The sequence below is a fragment of the uncultured Roseivirga sp. genome (assembly GCF_963973945.1).
In the GTDB taxonomy this organism is placed as follows: domain Bacteria; phylum Bacteroidota; class Bacteroidia; order Cytophagales; family Cyclobacteriaceae; genus Roseivirga.
The window spans coordinates 91640-106263 of the sequence record NZ_CAXBBV010000010.1; the positions used below are offsets into that span (position 1 = coordinate 91640).

At 37.2% G+C, this 14624-nt stretch carries 15 protein-coding genes and 1 tRNA gene; 8 read left to right on the plus strand and 8 right to left on the minus strand.

Features of this window, described 5'->3' with window-relative positions:
• Nucleotides 1-77: 77 nt before the first annotated feature.
• Nucleotides 78-1031, minus strand: coding sequence for a YafY family protein (locus AAC026_RS15600; RefSeq protein ID WP_339699900.1), 954 nt, complete (start codon nt 1029-1031; stop codon nt 78-80).
• A 143-nt stretch (nt 1032-1174) separates the two neighbouring features.
• On the opposite strand from AAC026_RS15600, the gene AAC026_RS15605 reads away from it, so the two are divergent.
• The 3 genes from AAC026_RS15605 to AAC026_RS15615 are packed head-to-tail and all read left to right on the plus strand — an operon-like array spanning nt 1175 to nt 2567.
• Entirely contained in the window at nt 1175-1750 is a 576-nt protein-coding gene (locus AAC026_RS15605; protein ID WP_339699902.1) for an isoprenylcysteine carboxylmethyltransferase family protein, read from the plus strand.
• Nucleotides 1750-1950, plus strand: coding sequence for a hypothetical protein (locus tag AAC026_RS15610; protein ID WP_339699904.1), 201 nt, complete (start codon nt 1750-1752; stop codon nt 1948-1950). Before AAC026_RS15605 ends, AAC026_RS15610 begins: the two co-directional genes overlap by 1 nt.
• A 44-nt stretch (nt 1951-1994) precedes the next feature.
• Nucleotides 1995-2567 (plus strand): hypothetical protein, encoded by a 573-nt coding sequence (locus tag AAC026_RS15615; RefSeq protein WP_339699907.1) that lies wholly within the window; start codon nt 1995-1997, stop codon nt 2565-2567.
• On the opposite strand, the gene AAC026_RS15620 is transcribed toward AAC026_RS15615, so the two are convergent.
• A complete protein-coding gene (locus AAC026_RS15620) occupies nt 2517-3206 on the minus strand; it encodes a transcription elongation protein SprT (RefSeq protein WP_339699909.1) in 690 nt (229 codons plus the stop codon). The two genes, AAC026_RS15615 and AAC026_RS15620, sit on opposite strands and share 51 nt — an antisense overlap.
• Before the next feature lie 10 nt (nt 3207-3216).
• On the opposite strand from AAC026_RS15620, the gene AAC026_RS15625 reads away from it, so the two are divergent.
• From AAC026_RS15625 to AAC026_RS15640, 4 genes are all read left to right on the plus strand, one after another.
• On the plus strand, nt 3217-3849 hold the full coding sequence (locus tag AAC026_RS15625) for a hypothetical protein (protein ID WP_339699912.1): 633 nt from the start codon (nt 3217-3219) through the stop codon (nt 3847-3849).
• A 122-nt stretch (nt 3850-3971) separates the two neighbouring features.
• Nucleotides 3972-4175 (plus strand): hypothetical protein, encoded by a 204-nt coding sequence (locus tag AAC026_RS15630; protein WP_339699916.1) that lies wholly within the window; start codon nt 3972-3974, stop codon nt 4173-4175.
• A gap of 184 nt (nt 4176-4359) precedes the next feature.
• Nucleotides 4360-5349 carry a 6-bladed beta-propeller gene (locus AAC026_RS15635; RefSeq protein ID WP_339699919.1) on the plus strand — a complete coding sequence of 330 codons (990 nt, stop codon included), beginning with the start codon at nt 4360-4362 and terminating at the stop codon, nt 5347-5349.
• A complete protein-coding gene (locus tag AAC026_RS15640; protein ID WP_339699922.1) occupies nt 5333-6358 on the plus strand; it encodes a hypothetical protein in 1026 nt (341 codons plus the stop codon). Before AAC026_RS15635 ends, AAC026_RS15640 begins: the two co-directional genes overlap by 17 nt.
• 6 nt (nt 6359-6364) lie before the next feature.
• Here the strand turns inward: AAC026_RS15640 and der are convergent, their stop codons facing one another.
• Nucleotides 6365-7672 carry a ribosome biogenesis GTPase Der gene (gene der, locus AAC026_RS15645; protein ID WP_339699925.1) on the minus strand — a complete coding sequence of 436 codons (1308 nt, stop codon included), beginning with the start codon at nt 7670-7672 and terminating at the stop codon, nt 6365-6367.
• 97 nt (nt 7673-7769) lie between these two features.
• The gene (gene era, locus AAC026_RS15650; RefSeq protein WP_339699928.1) at nt 7770-8657 is read right to left on the minus strand and encodes a GTPase Era; all 888 of its coding nucleotides are present in this window, start codon (nt 8655-8657) and stop codon (nt 7770-7772) included.
• 90 nt (nt 8658-8747) lie between these two features.
• On the opposite strand from era, the gene AAC026_RS15655 reads away from it, so the two are divergent.
• Nucleotides 8748-8820, plus strand: a tRNA-Met gene (locus tag AAC026_RS15655).
• A gap of 133 nt (nt 8821-8953) precedes the next feature.
• Here the strand turns inward: AAC026_RS15655 and AAC026_RS15660 are convergent.
• The 4 genes from AAC026_RS15660 to AAC026_RS15675 form a co-directional block, all read right to left on the minus strand.
• Nucleotides 8954-9802: a protein phosphatase 2C domain-containing protein gene (locus AAC026_RS15660; RefSeq protein ID WP_339699930.1), complete on the minus strand. Its 849-nt coding sequence runs from the start codon at nt 9800-9802 to the stop codon at nt 8954-8956.
• Nucleotides 9803-9835: 33 nt separating this feature from the next.
• The gene (locus AAC026_RS15665) at nt 9836-10300 is read right to left on the minus strand and encodes a hypothetical protein (RefSeq protein WP_339699932.1); all 465 of its coding nucleotides are present in this window, start codon (nt 10298-10300) and stop codon (nt 9836-9838) included.
• Nucleotides 10301-10310: 10 nt separating this feature from the next.
• Nucleotides 10311-13268 (minus strand): protein kinase, encoded by a 2958-nt coding sequence (locus tag AAC026_RS15670; protein WP_339699935.1) that lies wholly within the window; start codon nt 13266-13268, stop codon nt 10311-10313.
• A 389-nt stretch (nt 13269-13657) separates the two neighbouring features.
• The gene (locus AAC026_RS15675) at nt 13658-14608 is read right to left on the minus strand and encodes a radical SAM protein (protein WP_339699938.1); all 951 of its coding nucleotides are present in this window, start codon (nt 14606-14608) and stop codon (nt 13658-13660) included.
• Nucleotides 14609-14624 lie beyond the last annotated feature (16 nt).

Sequence of the window (14624 nt, forward strand, 5' to 3'; positions counted from 1 at the left end):
GACAGAAAACTACAAAGCAGTTTTTTGTTGTTAAACAATCAGTTGAGACTTAAGTGAGTAACTCTACTTTTCTTCAACTAAATCGAATAACGCTTCCGCAACTCTTCAATTCTGTCTCTCACCATGTCTTTAAGCTTAGGTGGAGAAATAATTTGTACGGCATCTGTCAAAGTGAGCAGCCAGCGCGAGGTGTAATTGAGACTTGGGGTTAAAAATTTCATTTTAATGTGCGTTTCGCCTACTTCTTCGCTCACAAAACCCTGACTGTACTTTTGTTCCGAAATGTAGCGCGCCACCGTTTTATCAATGCTGATTTCCACTTCCTGTAAATCAGTGCTGTGGGCAATTTCTTCTAAAAACTCACTAAAGCTTGGTTGGTGGTCGGTACCGTAGGTTTCATCTAGCTTTTCCAGTTTCACCAACCTATCAACCCGAAAATCTCTTGGGGCTTGCCTTAATCTGCAATAGGCCAACAAATGCCATCTGCCTGCATAAAATACCAAGCCAATTGGTTCGATATCACGGGTAGAAAAATCACCAGAAAAATTAGAGAAGTACCTAAAGCGTAACACCGATTTATCGATTAGGGCTTGCTGAATTGTAGCCAAAAAATTATTCGGGAAGCCTTCTTTTTCAATCTGCGGTAAGTGCTTAACTACTATTTGTGATTCAAGCTTTTCTATTTCATCCTTCTCGTTACTTTTTAGTACAGATTTGATTTTCAGCATTGCCTCAGTAAAGTTCTTTTTAATAGATACATCGGTTTGCCCTTCTATCAATTTTGCCCCCAGTACCAATGCATTAGCCTCTTCTTGAGTAAACATTACTGGCGGTAAGTGATAACCATCCATGATAAAGTAGCCCTTTCCCGCTTCGGCACCAATGGGCACTCCTGCATCTTCTAAAGCACGTACATCGCGGTAAACCGTTCTCAAGCTTATATCGAAACGGTTGGCAACCTCCTGAGCTGTAACCACTTTTTTAGATTGAAGTTGGACAAGAATTGCAGTAAGTCGGTCAATACGGTTCATAAGATATATTGCACTATCAAAAAATTAGTTAAACGAAGATAATCAATGGCATGCATAAGATGCTTTTTAGAAAATGTAATACAATTCATGCAAGGTTTTAAACGGTAATTAAGAGCAGAAAATAATGATTATCATTGCCTAGCATGTTACTTAACCATTTGATTTTTTTTAGCTGTTGGGTATTGTTTTATACAATCCATAGTCTTTTGGCATCGGACAGTGTTAAGAGTAAAGTTCCACTAAAGCAAAGCACTTATCGCCTGATATACAGTGGTTTTTCAATACTTAGTTTTGCCTTTGTTTTGTTATTGGGCGCCAGTATCTATAGTGGTTTTGTTTTGCCCCCTAGTCCCGCCACCACTTATGTTGGCTTAATGATAGCAACTTTTGGTCTTTTTGTCATTAAAAGATCATTCCGAAATTATAGTATTCGTGTGTTTTTAGGGTTACGAAAAGAAACTCAATCGGACCGAATATTAAAAAAAGATAAGCTTCAATCTAAAATACGACATCCTTTATACACTGGCACCATTCTGCTTTTTCTTGGCTATTTTATCTACAACCCACTTTTGGTCAACCTTATCAGCTTGGTGGCATTAATCACTTACCTTCCTTTTGGTATTCGATTGGAAGAAAAAAAACTCATTCAACAATTTGGCGAAGAATACCTCAAATATAAGAGGGATATCCCCGCTCTTTTTCCAAAGATAAAACTCTAATGAAACGACAAACAATTGTAAAATTGGCTTCAACCATTGCTATTTTAGGCGTTCTACTGGTCATAGGTACGCTACTTTCTCGCTTGATTTTTCAGATTGAAACCTCAGAGAAAAATACGCTTCTGATTATTGGTTTCACAATGATGCTCTTAGGCACGCTCTGGAAAGTAGTAATGGAAATGAACAATAAGGAAGACTAAAATTTGTTCATGGAACAAAATGAACCAAGTGTTGTTCTGCATTTATGCATACCATTGAACCTCATTATGGCTGGCTGAAATACTACAATGTAGCGGAAGACGAAAACTCCCCCTACGATGGGAAAAGCTATAATTTTGATTTGTATTCAGAAACCATATACGGCTATTATATAGACCCTCACTGGGACTTTATGGGTTCTGAAACGCTTTATATAAAAGTGCTCTATGCAGATTACGACTTGGGCTTTATTATAATCGAGTTTATTGGGGAATGGAATGATGCCTTGAACAATGACATCATGCATTTAAAACGAAACATTGTTGATCATTTTAATCTGCTAGGTATTAACAAGTACATTTTAATAGGAGAAAACGTACTCAATTTTCATGGGTCTGATGACAGCTATTACGAGGAATGGTTTGATGATGTAGAAGAAGGTTGGATTTGCGGCATCAACTTCAGAGACTTTGTAACTGATGAAATGAAGGTTTTTAATGTGGACAGTTATTTGAATTTTGGTGGAGATCTAGATATTGAAAACTGGCGAACACTAAAGCCCCAAACTCTATTCGAAAAGATTGATTTGATTATTGGGCGTAGAATTGGCCTTACCTAGTTTCTTAACAAGAACTATTTTTTTGGCCCTTGGTGCATCTTCCTTATGGATTGGGCTTATTTCAGCAATTTGAGAAATTAAATATCTTCTGTTATTGGTCAAATCCAAACATAAAGCTCGTGTTCTCTTCACCTCTAGCTTTCTAAACTTTCTTTTTCTTAAATAGAATTCTTCACCAATAATTACCGACTCCAAAGTAGGTAACTGCATGGTGTTGGAATCGTATTGCGCCAACACTTTCACCAGTTTTGGGTCGGCAGCTGTGCTGGCCTTAGGGTTTTTCATGTGTTTGGCCAACACTCTTAATATATCGTCTGGAAAAATGCTAGGATTGAGCATGGGTAAAATCAACTCCTGAAATTTACTCTTCCACTGCGCGCCATGTGGCAGCTGTCGCGACCTAGGTTTGTGAACTACCCTGTGAGCCACTTCATGAATGTAGGTAATCAAAAACTGATAAGGATTAAGGTCAGAGTTTACCGTTACTGTATGTGATTGATCACGCGGATCATAGCGGTAATCGCCAAGTTTACTCAAACGCTTCTTGCTCAACACAAATCTAAAAGGGTGTTCTTTCCAAAGGTTAAGGCAGTATTCCACCGCCCCTTCTGGCACTTTTATTGATAAAATTTTTCTCAAACCATCTTCCATGAAAAAACTTCTCCCCGTAGCTTTTTTAATGCTTTCTAGCGCTTGTGCTTTCAACCCAGGCTATCACAAACTTACTGTTTCTACAGATACTTATGCCATAGATGAAGTGAGCAAAATTAAAATTGATTCAATTTTTTTAGACAATACACCTACTGAATCAGACCTATCGCTTTTGCTCATTTCTAAATCAATCACATTACGATTAGTAAGCCTAGATTACACTATGGCCACATCTGAAAAATCAAATTACAAGCTTATTTATGAATTTAGCCTAAGCGAGCCGATTTCTCGAATCAATTCCTCCACCTCAGAATCAAAATCTTCTTCTACAATAACAAAAGCAGGAAAGGATGAGGAATACACAGTTGAAAGCAAAGTGAGTTACCCTACTTACTCACAGTATGATGAGTATCGTCACAAATTAAAGGTCAAATTATATAGATCAGTTGATAAGAAATTGATGTGGCAAAGTGAGTCTGAAATAATCAGTGAAAAAAATAATTCAGCCACGTATTCAGAGCTTTTGGTTTATACAGCACTACAGAACTTCTTGCAAACCAGCGAAAAACATCCCGTTCGTAAAAAGTATACTAAAAAGAAACAGAAGATTATTGCCAAATCACTTCGGTAGTAAAATCAATAGCCCCCAACTATCAACACATTAGTATAAAACCAGACAAGTCGTTATTATTTATTCCTTTTTGTTTTTTAAAACAAAATATATACTTTTAAAGCATACCAAAACTAAATAAAATGAAAAATAATCTTTTTAAAGCAGGAGTTATTATAGCCTTATTGATAGCGCCATCATTCTTTATTTTAGCCAACGACTGTCGAGATGTAAAACTGGAATGTAAGGAAATTAATAAGGCTGATGGTGATTATACTGCTCTTGAAAGAAGTATGTGTCGAAATCAAAAGCTAGTATGTAAACTATTAGAGGAAATGGAGCTATAAGCTATTGATCTTTCAAGTGGATATCGAGTTTGTTAAATGAACTATGGGATATTGATTGAATCATATATACAATAAGGATAGAGCAAATTTATAAAGTAATTCGAACGTTCCTCCCAAACTATCCTATCAACCGTGTTCTCTACTGAATTTTAACATCAGACTTACTGTACAAGGTCATTTTTATATGAATTACAAAAGTGTTTTTGTTTTATGCGCTATTATATGCCTGTTTGCCTGTACATCTAGGACTCCGCAGGGTGTTCAGTTTGAAACTCAAAAAATAGATTCAGTAAGTACTGATAAATTAGTACCAGAAAGTTTTATAATATCTTCTAAATTAAAAGGACTTGATGGAGGGTTAGTATACTGGGATAGCTCCGTAGGTAAATTGATTGTTCTAGACCAAAATGGAATACTTAAGAAACGCTTAGTTAATAAGCTGGGAGAAGGTCCAGAAGAAATTGAGTTCTTCGCAGGTTTCGATATCACCAAAGACTACATATTTGTTTTCGGTTCCAAGTGCCTTGTATACAACACGAGCACTCTAGATTTTATTGGCAAATACAAACTACCCAATGCCGACATTAACTGGATTAAAGAGTTCAATGGAGCTTTGGTAATTGGAGGGCTTAAATATGAAGAAAACAGATATGCAGTTTTCTCATCGAGGTTTAGTCCAGAAGATGGTTTTAACCAAATTCATGAGGAGGTTACGGTTACTTTTCCAGAAAAGCTAGATGAACTAAGTAAGGTTACCGAGGCGGAGGTGATAAACGGAAATCTTTATATTCTAAAATTACATATTGGAGAACTCATGAAGGTGAATAGCTCGTATAGACAAGTATTTGACAAGCCCCTGCCTTACAGATTCAACCAAAAAGAAAACGTGGTAACTTACCCTGATGGGGAAATAGATATTGAAAGACTGGAGTCATGGTCTTTCGGAGCTTACAACGATAAACTTATAATACTAAGGGATTTAGACATGTCATCACCTGATCAAACAAAGGCAGAAACACACAGGAACACCATCCACTTGCTCGACCAAGAAGGCCAGTTTTTAGGTAGACTCAGAATTGATAATAAAGCGGTATATATTAGTGTGATTGGCAATAGTTTGTACGCTATTGATCCAGTATCTGAAAAGTATATTGTTTATGAGGTATTGGATTAGTTTTTACTTTCTACTTGCCGCAAACCTATTGGTTGGGCAAAAAAATGAACGTCTGGATTTCTTAGACAGTATCAGTGAGGTTTATCCTGGTTATGACTTTGTTTATCTAAACGACAATTACCAAATCAGCCAATTTACAGTTTACAAGGAACACATCACGCTATTACTGTCTTCTTGGAGTAAGGGTGGTAAAAACATTTCTGATATCCACTTTTTACTCTTAGCTCCCAACTCTCAGCTTACTTTAGATACCCTAACATTTCAAAAGACTTTATTACAAAATAATAGCAAACATTTTTATTATAACGAGAGCAGAGACAGCCTCTTATTTCGGCCAATGGGGGGATATTTATCTGAAACGGGGAAGCCTTTTTTTGATAGACTCAGCATCTCAATCCCAATAAATCAACAACAGTTTTTGCCTTACAGATACGTTCTTGATTCTGAAAACATCAGTCCAAATCTCTTTGTTCATTTTATGAATCCTGAAAACCTTAGGGTTAAGACCGATAAAAAGACATCTATACTATACATTAATAAACAACAACAAGAGATTTATCACATTAGAAAAATCGCACCACAGCTAAAACTAGATGAGCCTATTTTTTATGAGAATTATTTTCCCTACATACTCACTGAGAAGCAGTTGATTGTGTTGGATCTACTGGGCGACCAATTGATATTTGCAAATAAAAAGGATATAAAAAAGCAGCAGGTTAAAAACCTAGACGATCTAAAAAACAGCAAGTACAGGTACGAACTTTTATTCGATGAAATATATCAAAACCTCTATCTAAAAATAGGAAGAGGCACTAAAGCTGAATTGTATAAACTGATGGGCGATGAGTTCAAACTTTTAAACGTAAAACTTCCTAGATTTTGGGACTACGATGGACTGGGATCGAATCATGCTACACCAACTTTCATCAACAATGGTAAGCTTTATACCGTTCTGAGTATTAACCAAAACGGTCGCCAGCTGGATGGGATTTTCATGTTAGTGCTTTAGTATCACTTATTTCTGCCTAAAAACGAGTTTCATTGGTACACCATCAAACTCGAAATGCTCTCTAAGTTTATTCTCTAAAAAGCGTTCATAAGGCTCTTTTATATACTGTGGAAGATTGCAGAAAAACGCAATGGTTGGCGATTTTGTAGGCAATTGAGTAATGTATTTGATCTTGATATGTTTTCCTTTTAAAGCTGGTGGCTGATAATGATCAATTTCGCGAAGCATTACATCATTGAGCTTTGAAGTTGTGATTTTACGCTCACGGTTTTCATTTACTTTTACGGCCAATTCGATGGCTTGAAAGATTCTTTGTTTTTCGGTAACCGAAGTGAAAATCTTAGGAATCCATGTTAGCTGACCCAATTTATCATCTAAATCCTGAGTAAATTTCTTCATGGTATTTGAATCCTTTTCGATCAAATCCCACTTATTAATCATTAGCATAACACCCTTACGGTACTTTATCGCCAAACTGATTATGTTCATGTCTTGAGCTTCTAAACCACGTTCGGCATCAATCATAATCACACAAACGTCTGAATCTTGCAAGGCCTGCAGAGCACGCATTACAGAATAGAATTCAATGTCTTCGTGAACTTTAGATTTCTTCCGAATTCCTGCTGTATCGGTTAGAATGAAATCCTGACCAAACAGGTTGTATCGTGTATTGATAGAATCGCGAGTAGTTCCCGCTACATCGGTTACAATGGTTCTTTCTTTTCCTAATAAGGCGTTGATGAATGAAGATTTCCCTGCATTTGGACGACCCAAAATCGCAATTCTTGGAATACCGTCATCTGGACCCTCAATGCCATCTTCTTCAAAGTGCTTTACCACTTCGTCCAGTAGTTCTCCTGTTCCAGCACCACTAGCAGCTGCAATAGGAAAGATTTCACCCAAACCTAATGCATAAAAATCATTGGCCATATAATGGTAGTCGGTGTTATCTGCCTTATTGGCCACCACCAAAACTGGCTTATCTAAACCTCTAACAATTCTGGCAAATTCTTTATCTAACGGATTTAAACCTGAATGGCAGTCCGTCATAAAAAGAATTACAGAGGCTTCGCTCATAGCCTCAGCTACCTGAGTTCTAATGGCACCTTCAAACACATCTTCGGAACCAGTAACATAGCCACCTGTATCAATCACGGTAAAAAATTTACCTACCCATTCTGCATAACCGTAGTGTCTGTCGCGTGTTACGCCACTTTCGTTATCCATTATCGCCTGCCTTCTTTCTACCAAACGATTGAATAAAGTCGATTTGCCTACGTTAGGCCTCCCTACAATTGCAACTATATTTGCCATTTTAATTTCAAATTTTTAATGTACGATCTACGATTGATCTTGAGTTTACGCATTTACTGGCAGCAAACTTAAATCGTAATTCTAACCTTGTAACTCGTCAATTTAAGTAACCGAAGCGCTTGAGTTTCGCTTCCTTCTTTCTCCAATCCTTTTCTACTTTCACATGGGTTTCGAGAAAAATCTTCTTGCCAAAGAAAACCTCCAAGTCCTCTCTGGCTGCTGTACCTACTTTCTTAAGCGATTCACCTTTATGGCCAATCACGATTCCCTTTTGGCTATCGCGCTCTACATAAATATCGGCTGAAATACGGATAATGTTTTCGTCTTCTTTAAAAGAGGTTGTTACCACCTCACAGCTATACGGAATTTCTTTTTTGTATTGTTTGAATATTTTTTCTCGAATCATTTCATCCACGAAAAAACGTTCTGGTTTATCGGTTAAAGTGTCTTTAGGAAAATAAGCTGGGTGCTCGGGTAAATGCTCAATAATTTTCTCGAATACGCCCTCAATTCCAGTATTCTCCAAAGCAGAAACCATTACAGTATCATGAAAATTCATGATTTCTTTCCAATAATCTACCTTATCCTCCGCCTGAGATCCTTTTGCTAAGTCGATTTTATTCATTACCAAAATAACGGGCACATTAACTTCCTTCAGGTAATCAATTACCTTTTCTCCTTCATACTTCTCGTACAGGTCGGTAACAAATAAAATCAGGTCTGAATCTTCAAAAGAACTTGTTACAAAACGCATCATGGTTTCGTGCAGTTCGTATTCAGGTTTAATAATTCCCGGAGTGTCGGAATAGATGATTTGAAAATCATCTCCGCTCAAAATTCCCATAATACGATGGCGGGTAGTTTGAGCCTTTGAGGTAATTATTGAGAGTCTTTCACCTACCATTGCATTCATCAAGGTAGATTTCCCAACATTGGGCTTACCTATAATACTCACAAAACCAGCCTTATGCGGACGACTCTCCATTTATTTTCAAATTAGTTCGCAAAGGTACTTGTTTCGAATGGATTTATCACCTACTTTTGTCACCCACTTCAGAATAGCTGAAGGATATATCGCGGGATGGAGCAGTTGGTAGCTCGTTGGGCTCATAACCCAAAGGTCACAGGTTCGAGTCCTGTTCCCGCTACAAGAAAAGCCTTTTGAAGAGATTCAAGAGGTTTTTTCATTCGTGAGTTTTGTCCCGTCCTGAAATAGCGTTACGCCAAGATCAATACTATATAATCTTTGCCCTCCATTAGAACATCTTGTGATTGTTCAAATTAGTCATTCAAGCTTCTATCTTTTCTAGGCTGCCTCTTTGTAACTAAATTTTCAAACAGCTTCTTCAATGAAATCAAAGCTGGGTTAGAGTTTTTTTTTCCATTATTCAAATCATCAACTTTGATAAGGTACATAGAGAAATTATCCTTAGTATTTCCTTTTGCTTTGAAAAATATTGAGTCTCTAATATCTTCCACACGCCTATCTCTCGTGAATAACGTTGAGAATTCCTCTTCTCTTAAGGTTTCCAAAATGCCATCCGTACACAGTAGAAAATAATCATTCTCCCGAATGTCTTTAATAATTGACTGATCTATTCTAGCAGGCTTTTCTCCGTTTACTGCACGAGTAATAACATTCCTTCTAGGGTGTGTAAGCGCCTCTTCTTCTGTAATTTCACCCATATCAATTAAACCTTGAACCTCGGAGTGATCCTTTGATTTAAACTTGATGTGACCATCTCTGATATGGTAAATCCTGCTGTCACCAACCCACCCCACCAAAGCCTCATTTGTTTCAGAAAGATGTAAAAGAGTCAAAGTACTAGCCATTCCCCTTGTTTCTGGCCTTGACTTAATATGATCTATCATATGGAACTCGACATACTTCAAGCCATCTTCAAGAAACACCTTAGAACTGACATTATGCTCAGCAAATGAAAAGTATCTCGGCATAAAACTACAGATCAAAGATGAAGCAACTTCGCCCTTTTCACTCCCACCCACACCATCACATACAACAAAAAGCCTGTCATTTGTATCTGCCTGTCCTTTTGACGGATAAATAGAATCTTCATTGTTGCTCCGGCCTCCAATTTCATTGAGATATGTTGGTTCAAATATTTCCATTTTCAATACATTGAGTAATAAAATAGGTTTGAGTTATCGAGCAACGAATAAACCATAATGGGCAGCCGTATAACCTGTGAAAAATTCATAAACCGAAATCTCAATTCTATAAAGTTGACTCTCAGAAGGTCTGATTTTAACAGACGCACTACTTCTTTCGTCATTATCTTTATCAACTTGTACCCACTCCTCATTTTTTAAATGAAATAGCTTTATATCCAAGTCCTTTACTCTAAAATCCCCAAAGGCAAATACAATATAGTCTATATCTTTATATAAGGTTCGATAGGTGATAGAGCTGGAGCTGCTCACAATATCAAACTCCATTCTCACTATCTCCATTTTTTCTTCAAAAACCTCTCTAACCGTTTCAGATAGTGCTAATATCGGCTTCATAGAAGTACCTTTAGCATTATCTAGCTTGGAATAGTCGGTTGATTGAGCCTGCGCAAAAAGGCCAAAAAACATCCATACTAATATTATAATCTGTTTCATCATTTTTACCTAATTAAAACCACTGCTTTATTGTATTACAGGCCTGTTCTTCTCCGTTGTTACATGATTTATCTAGCCATACCTTCGCCTGTGATTTACTCTTTGAAAGCCCTCCAGAACCGTAATATTGAAAAACACCTAGCTTGTATTGCGACCATGAGTCATTCTTATCTGCCGCCTTACGATACCAAAAAATCGCTGATTTATAATCATTGTTAAGATCATTGCTAGAGTACACATCACCTAGGCGTGCCATAGCTAGGGCCTCTCCTTTATTAGCAGCCTTGGTTAACCAATATTTAGCAGTAGTCATATTTTTAACCTTTCCCGATCCATAAAAGTACATTGCACCCAACAAGTATTCCGAACCACTTATTCCTTGTTCAGCAGGTTTGACAATAAGGTTACCTGCCTTATTTAAATTTTGGGACACGCCCGTACCAAAATAATAAAATCTCGCAACCCTGTACTGTGCCGCCATAAGACCTTGTAAATAGGCCTTTTCATACCATTGAAAAGCGGCATTATAATCCTTATCGACACCAGTACCAAACTCGTGTAAAACACCCATCATATATTGAGCATTAGAAAAACCTTGAGCAGCAGACTTTTTATACCAGCGAGCAGCTTCTTCATAATTCTCAGCAACACCAACAGCATTGAAGTAGGCATCACCTAAATTGTATTGTCCATAGTAACTCCCCCCCTCTGCCGATTTTTTAAACCAATCAAAAGCAGATTTAGCATTAACTTCTACACCTTTACCTTGTTTATACAGCAATCCCAAGTTGTTTTGGGCTGTCGAACTTCCAAGGTCAGATGCCTTTTTATACCAAAAAACAGCACTATCATAGTTGATTTCGTAACCTATCCCCTCCGCAAAATTGTAAGCCAGTTTGAATTGTGCACTGATATATTCTTTTTCCGCTGCTTTGTGATACCAATAGTATGCACTATCATAATTATCCAGATGATTCTGATAAACTAAAGCGGCACTATACATCGCATTTGAATATTTATTATTTGCTGATTTAACATACCATTTTACAGCTTCTTTAAAGTTTTTGTCTCCCTCATAAACAGTACCTACATTGTATTGCGCCACTACTCCACCGCTTTCCGCTGCTTTTCTATACCACCATACTGCATCGGATTTGCTTTTTGTTACATGATGTCCAAGGTTATACATATAGCCAACTTGAGATTGGGCACTCACAAAATTATTATCAGCAGCAGTCTTATAGTTATTAAAAGCGGTCTCATAGTTCTGCTCTACTCCATATCCATTATAATAAATGTTACCTAAATAATAATAAGACCTATAAGAATTAACAGCGGCCCCTTTCTCAAACCACTCTTTAGCCTTAGCATAATCCTGCTCTACACCTTCTCCAGAATAGTAGGTTACACCTAAATTTGTTAGGGCACTCGGATGACCTTGAAGAGCAGATTTTTGATTATAATCAAATGATTTTTCTAAATCCTTTTCAACTGCGTAACCATAATAGTACAGTAATCCCATCAAGTTTTGCGCCTCTGGATCATTTCTTTCTGCAAGCCGCATGATCTGAGGAAGTGCTTCATCAAAATAACCAACAGCCTTCAAACTATCTACTTCAATTCCCAAGCCATCCTTAAATGCCCAGCCCCTTAAGAATGAGGCCATAGTATAGCCTTGGTCTATTGATTTCTGTATATATACCTCAGAAAGTTTAAAATCCTTAGAGGCTCCTATTCCTAACTGAGTCATTGAGGCCAGATGATAAAATGCTTCACCAGAATTGTATTCTGAGGCTTCTAAATAGGTACTATATGCCTTTTCGTGTTCACCAGAACTGTAATAGCTCCATGCATCCTCCAATAATCCATTTACTTTCGAGTTGATATATAGCATATATCCCGAATACCCAGCGACCAATGCCGCTAAGATCAAAGAGGCAATAATGATCACCTTTTTGGTTGGGGTCTTCTTTTGATTCTCTTCAAGAATAGGCCACTTCGTCACACTCTCTTTTTTCTCAAACTGCGTATCGCTTAAAGAATAAGATTCTTTCCTCTCTGCCGGACTGTTATTATCTAACTTTTGCTCTACAACCTCTTGGTTTGGCAACTGTGAGAAGAGTGTTTTTGCAGAACTGTATCTATCCATGGCATTCTTCTGAAGGCATGTCAAAACAATATCAACAAATGCACTAGGCACTTTAGACAAATCAGGTTCTTCATTTACAATTGCCTCCCGAATGAGCTCATAATCTTTACTGTTATTTCCAAAAGGCAACTCTCCTGTCAACATCCAGAACATAACTATACCAATTCCCCAAATATCCGTTCGCTCACTGATCTCTTCATTTAAACCAAACTTCCTCTTAAAGAACTGTTCAGGTGCCATATAGTGAGGTGTACCAATCCCTTCAGTCATAGATTGCTCTATCGTTTTTTCAGTAAGCAAATCCCTACTTATTCCAAAATCCGTTATCTTCGCTACAGGTTCTCCTTTCCGATTGCGAGATACTAATATGTTTGCAGGTTTTAGGTCACGATGTATTACTCCCTCACTATGCAAGTAACATAACCCTTCAATAACATCCTTTAAGAGCTTAAATACCACATCACTAGATGGTTTCGTGCGCATAAAATCGACAAAAGTACCTTCTGCTGCGTACTCCATTATTATTACCGGGTAACTTGAACTTCTCCCCATCATGTCGTTATGATGAATATAGTTCAATCCATAGTACGAGATTACATTGCTATGAGACAAAGAGTCAATCTGTTCAAACTCCCTTTCCAAAGTATACTTCTTTTGAATGGAATCGCCCGAAGTTGTTCCTTTTGCTACAGACTCTCTGTATATCTTAAGTGCAACTACTCTGTTGTTTGCATTTGTGTCTACGGCCTTAAATACTTCTGCAAAAGCTCCTTCTGCAATAAGGTCGGATTCTGGATCCCATTTGTATTGTCCTAATTCCATTATTTTTGGTTTTTACGATATTTTCAGATTGACGAAAGGGTTTTAAACTCCCATTCAAGTATGAATACCAAAGACAAAGAAATCGTCACTTATTTTAATGATCTTTTTATGCCCAATAAATTAGAAAAGCATAGATCTAAGCTCCTTTTGATTCCTTATAATTATTTAAAAAATACCTGTATCTATTTTACAATAAAATAATAAGGTGAAAGAACAATCACTAATTCTTGTTTGAATATATTGAATCTCTATATAATCTACAAATATTTTTAATCAAAATAGTGCAATCCAGCTATGGAATAAGATTTTTAATAGTATTAAACGCTTCAAGCTGTAATTACTATAATTTCTGGGCTTTTACGGAACGCATTACTGGCCTTGATATGTGATTATTCGCAGCATTCTATACCTTCACAAAAGGGACAGGCATTTAGTTTTCCATTTGTATCAAGGTAGGCAAGAGATATGCCTCCTAGACAGCCAAACCTCCTTCTGTTAAAGTCGGGATATTGTATAATAGGAAAATCATCGTATGATGAGTCTGAGTTGTATAATTGATAAACCGATTCCAACACTTGTTGATCCTCAGTTGTCAATTCCATATCTTTCTTATCATACCTGCCTTTATTCCTTGGTTCAATTATTTGAACAAACTGTACTCTAAGAGATTTAGCAAACTCCAAATATTTCTGAACAAATTCCTCTGTTACCTTCCCCTTTTGAGGGCAAACAGAAACAGTTGTCACCAAATTTAATTGCCTAGCAAGGCGGATAGCTTCAAGTGCCTCTGCAAAGCTCCTGTAACTTCCTCTAAATTGATTGTGAAATGCAGGCAAATAGTGGTCAATACTTATAATAAGCCCAATGAGTCCTTGTTTTTTTAGATGTACCAACCTCTCCAAGGTAGCACCCTTTCCAGAGCTAATAATCCAAAAGTCTACTCCCTTCTGAGAATGTTCTGCAATGAGTTGCAGCATCAAATTATAACGATTAAAGGGCTCACCCCCACTAAGGAGTACCTGTGAGGGTGAAGCGTCCGTTATATATTTTCTGAGTATTAATTGCACATCACTATCACTAAGAGCTTCTTTCTTGTTTATCTCATTCCATTCGAAACAATGCGCACAGTTTAACCCACATTTTTTTGTCAAAGCAAATATCAATGTGTTCACAGTCCCAGTCTTCAAACTCAAAATGCTATTGATTTCATTTTTAATAACACTCGGAAGCCTCTTTGCGGGGTATCCCGGTATATTTAAATTCCAGTAAACTCTTCCATCTACTTTCTTAAGCTTTATAGGGTACAATACTGACCTACGCTGAGCTATGTCTTCTTTCAACGCGAATAAGGCTTTG

What these genes read in the sequence shown, in the direction of transcription:
- AAC026_RS15610 (WP_339699904.1), top strand. Translation starts at nt 1,750, where the DNA reads ATGAAACGACAAACAATTGTAAAATTGGCTTCAACCATTGCTATTTTA.
- AAC026_RS15605 (WP_339699902.1), top strand. Translation starts at nt 1,175, where the DNA reads ATGTTACTTAACCATTTGATTTTTTTTAGCTGTTGGGTATTGTTTTAT.
- AAC026_RS15640 (WP_339699922.1), top strand. Translation starts at nt 5,333, where the DNA reads ATGAGGTATTGGATTAGTTTTTACTTTCTACTTGCCGCAAACCTATTG.
- era (WP_339699928.1), bottom strand. Translation starts at nt 8,657, where the DNA reads ATGGAGAGTCGTCCGCATAAGGCTGGTTTTGTGAGTATTATAGGTAAG.
- AAC026_RS15630 (WP_339699916.1), top strand. Translation starts at nt 3,972, where the DNA reads ATGAAAAATAATCTTTTTAAAGCAGGAGTTATTATAGCCTTATTGATA.
- AAC026_RS15625 (WP_339699912.1), top strand. Translation starts at nt 3,217, where the DNA reads ATGAAAAAACTTCTCCCCGTAGCTTTTTTAATGCTTTCTAGCGCTTGT.
- AAC026_RS15635 (WP_339699919.1), top strand. Translation starts at nt 4,360, where the DNA reads ATGAATTACAAAAGTGTTTTTGTTTTATGCGCTATTATATGCCTGTTT.
- der (WP_339699925.1), bottom strand. Translation starts at nt 7,672, where the DNA reads ATGGCAAATATAGTTGCAATTGTAGGGAGGCCTAACGTAGGCAAATCG.
- AAC026_RS15670 (WP_339699935.1), bottom strand. Translation starts at nt 13,268, where the DNA reads ATGGAATTAGGACAATACAAATGGGATCCAGAATCCGACCTTATTGCA.
- AAC026_RS15665 (WP_339699932.1), bottom strand. Translation starts at nt 10,300, where the DNA reads ATGATGAAACAGATTATAATATTAGTATGGATGTTTTTTGGCCTTTTT.
- AAC026_RS15660 (WP_339699930.1), bottom strand. Translation starts at nt 9,802, where the DNA reads ATGGAAATATTTGAACCAACATATCTCAATGAAATTGGAGGCCGGAGC.
- AAC026_RS15600 (WP_339699900.1), bottom strand. Translation starts at nt 1,031, where the DNA reads ATGAACCGTATTGACCGACTTACTGCAATTCTTGTCCAACTTCAATCT.
- AAC026_RS15615 (WP_339699907.1), top strand. Translation starts at nt 1,995, where the DNA reads ATGCATACCATTGAACCTCATTATGGCTGGCTGAAATACTACAATGTA.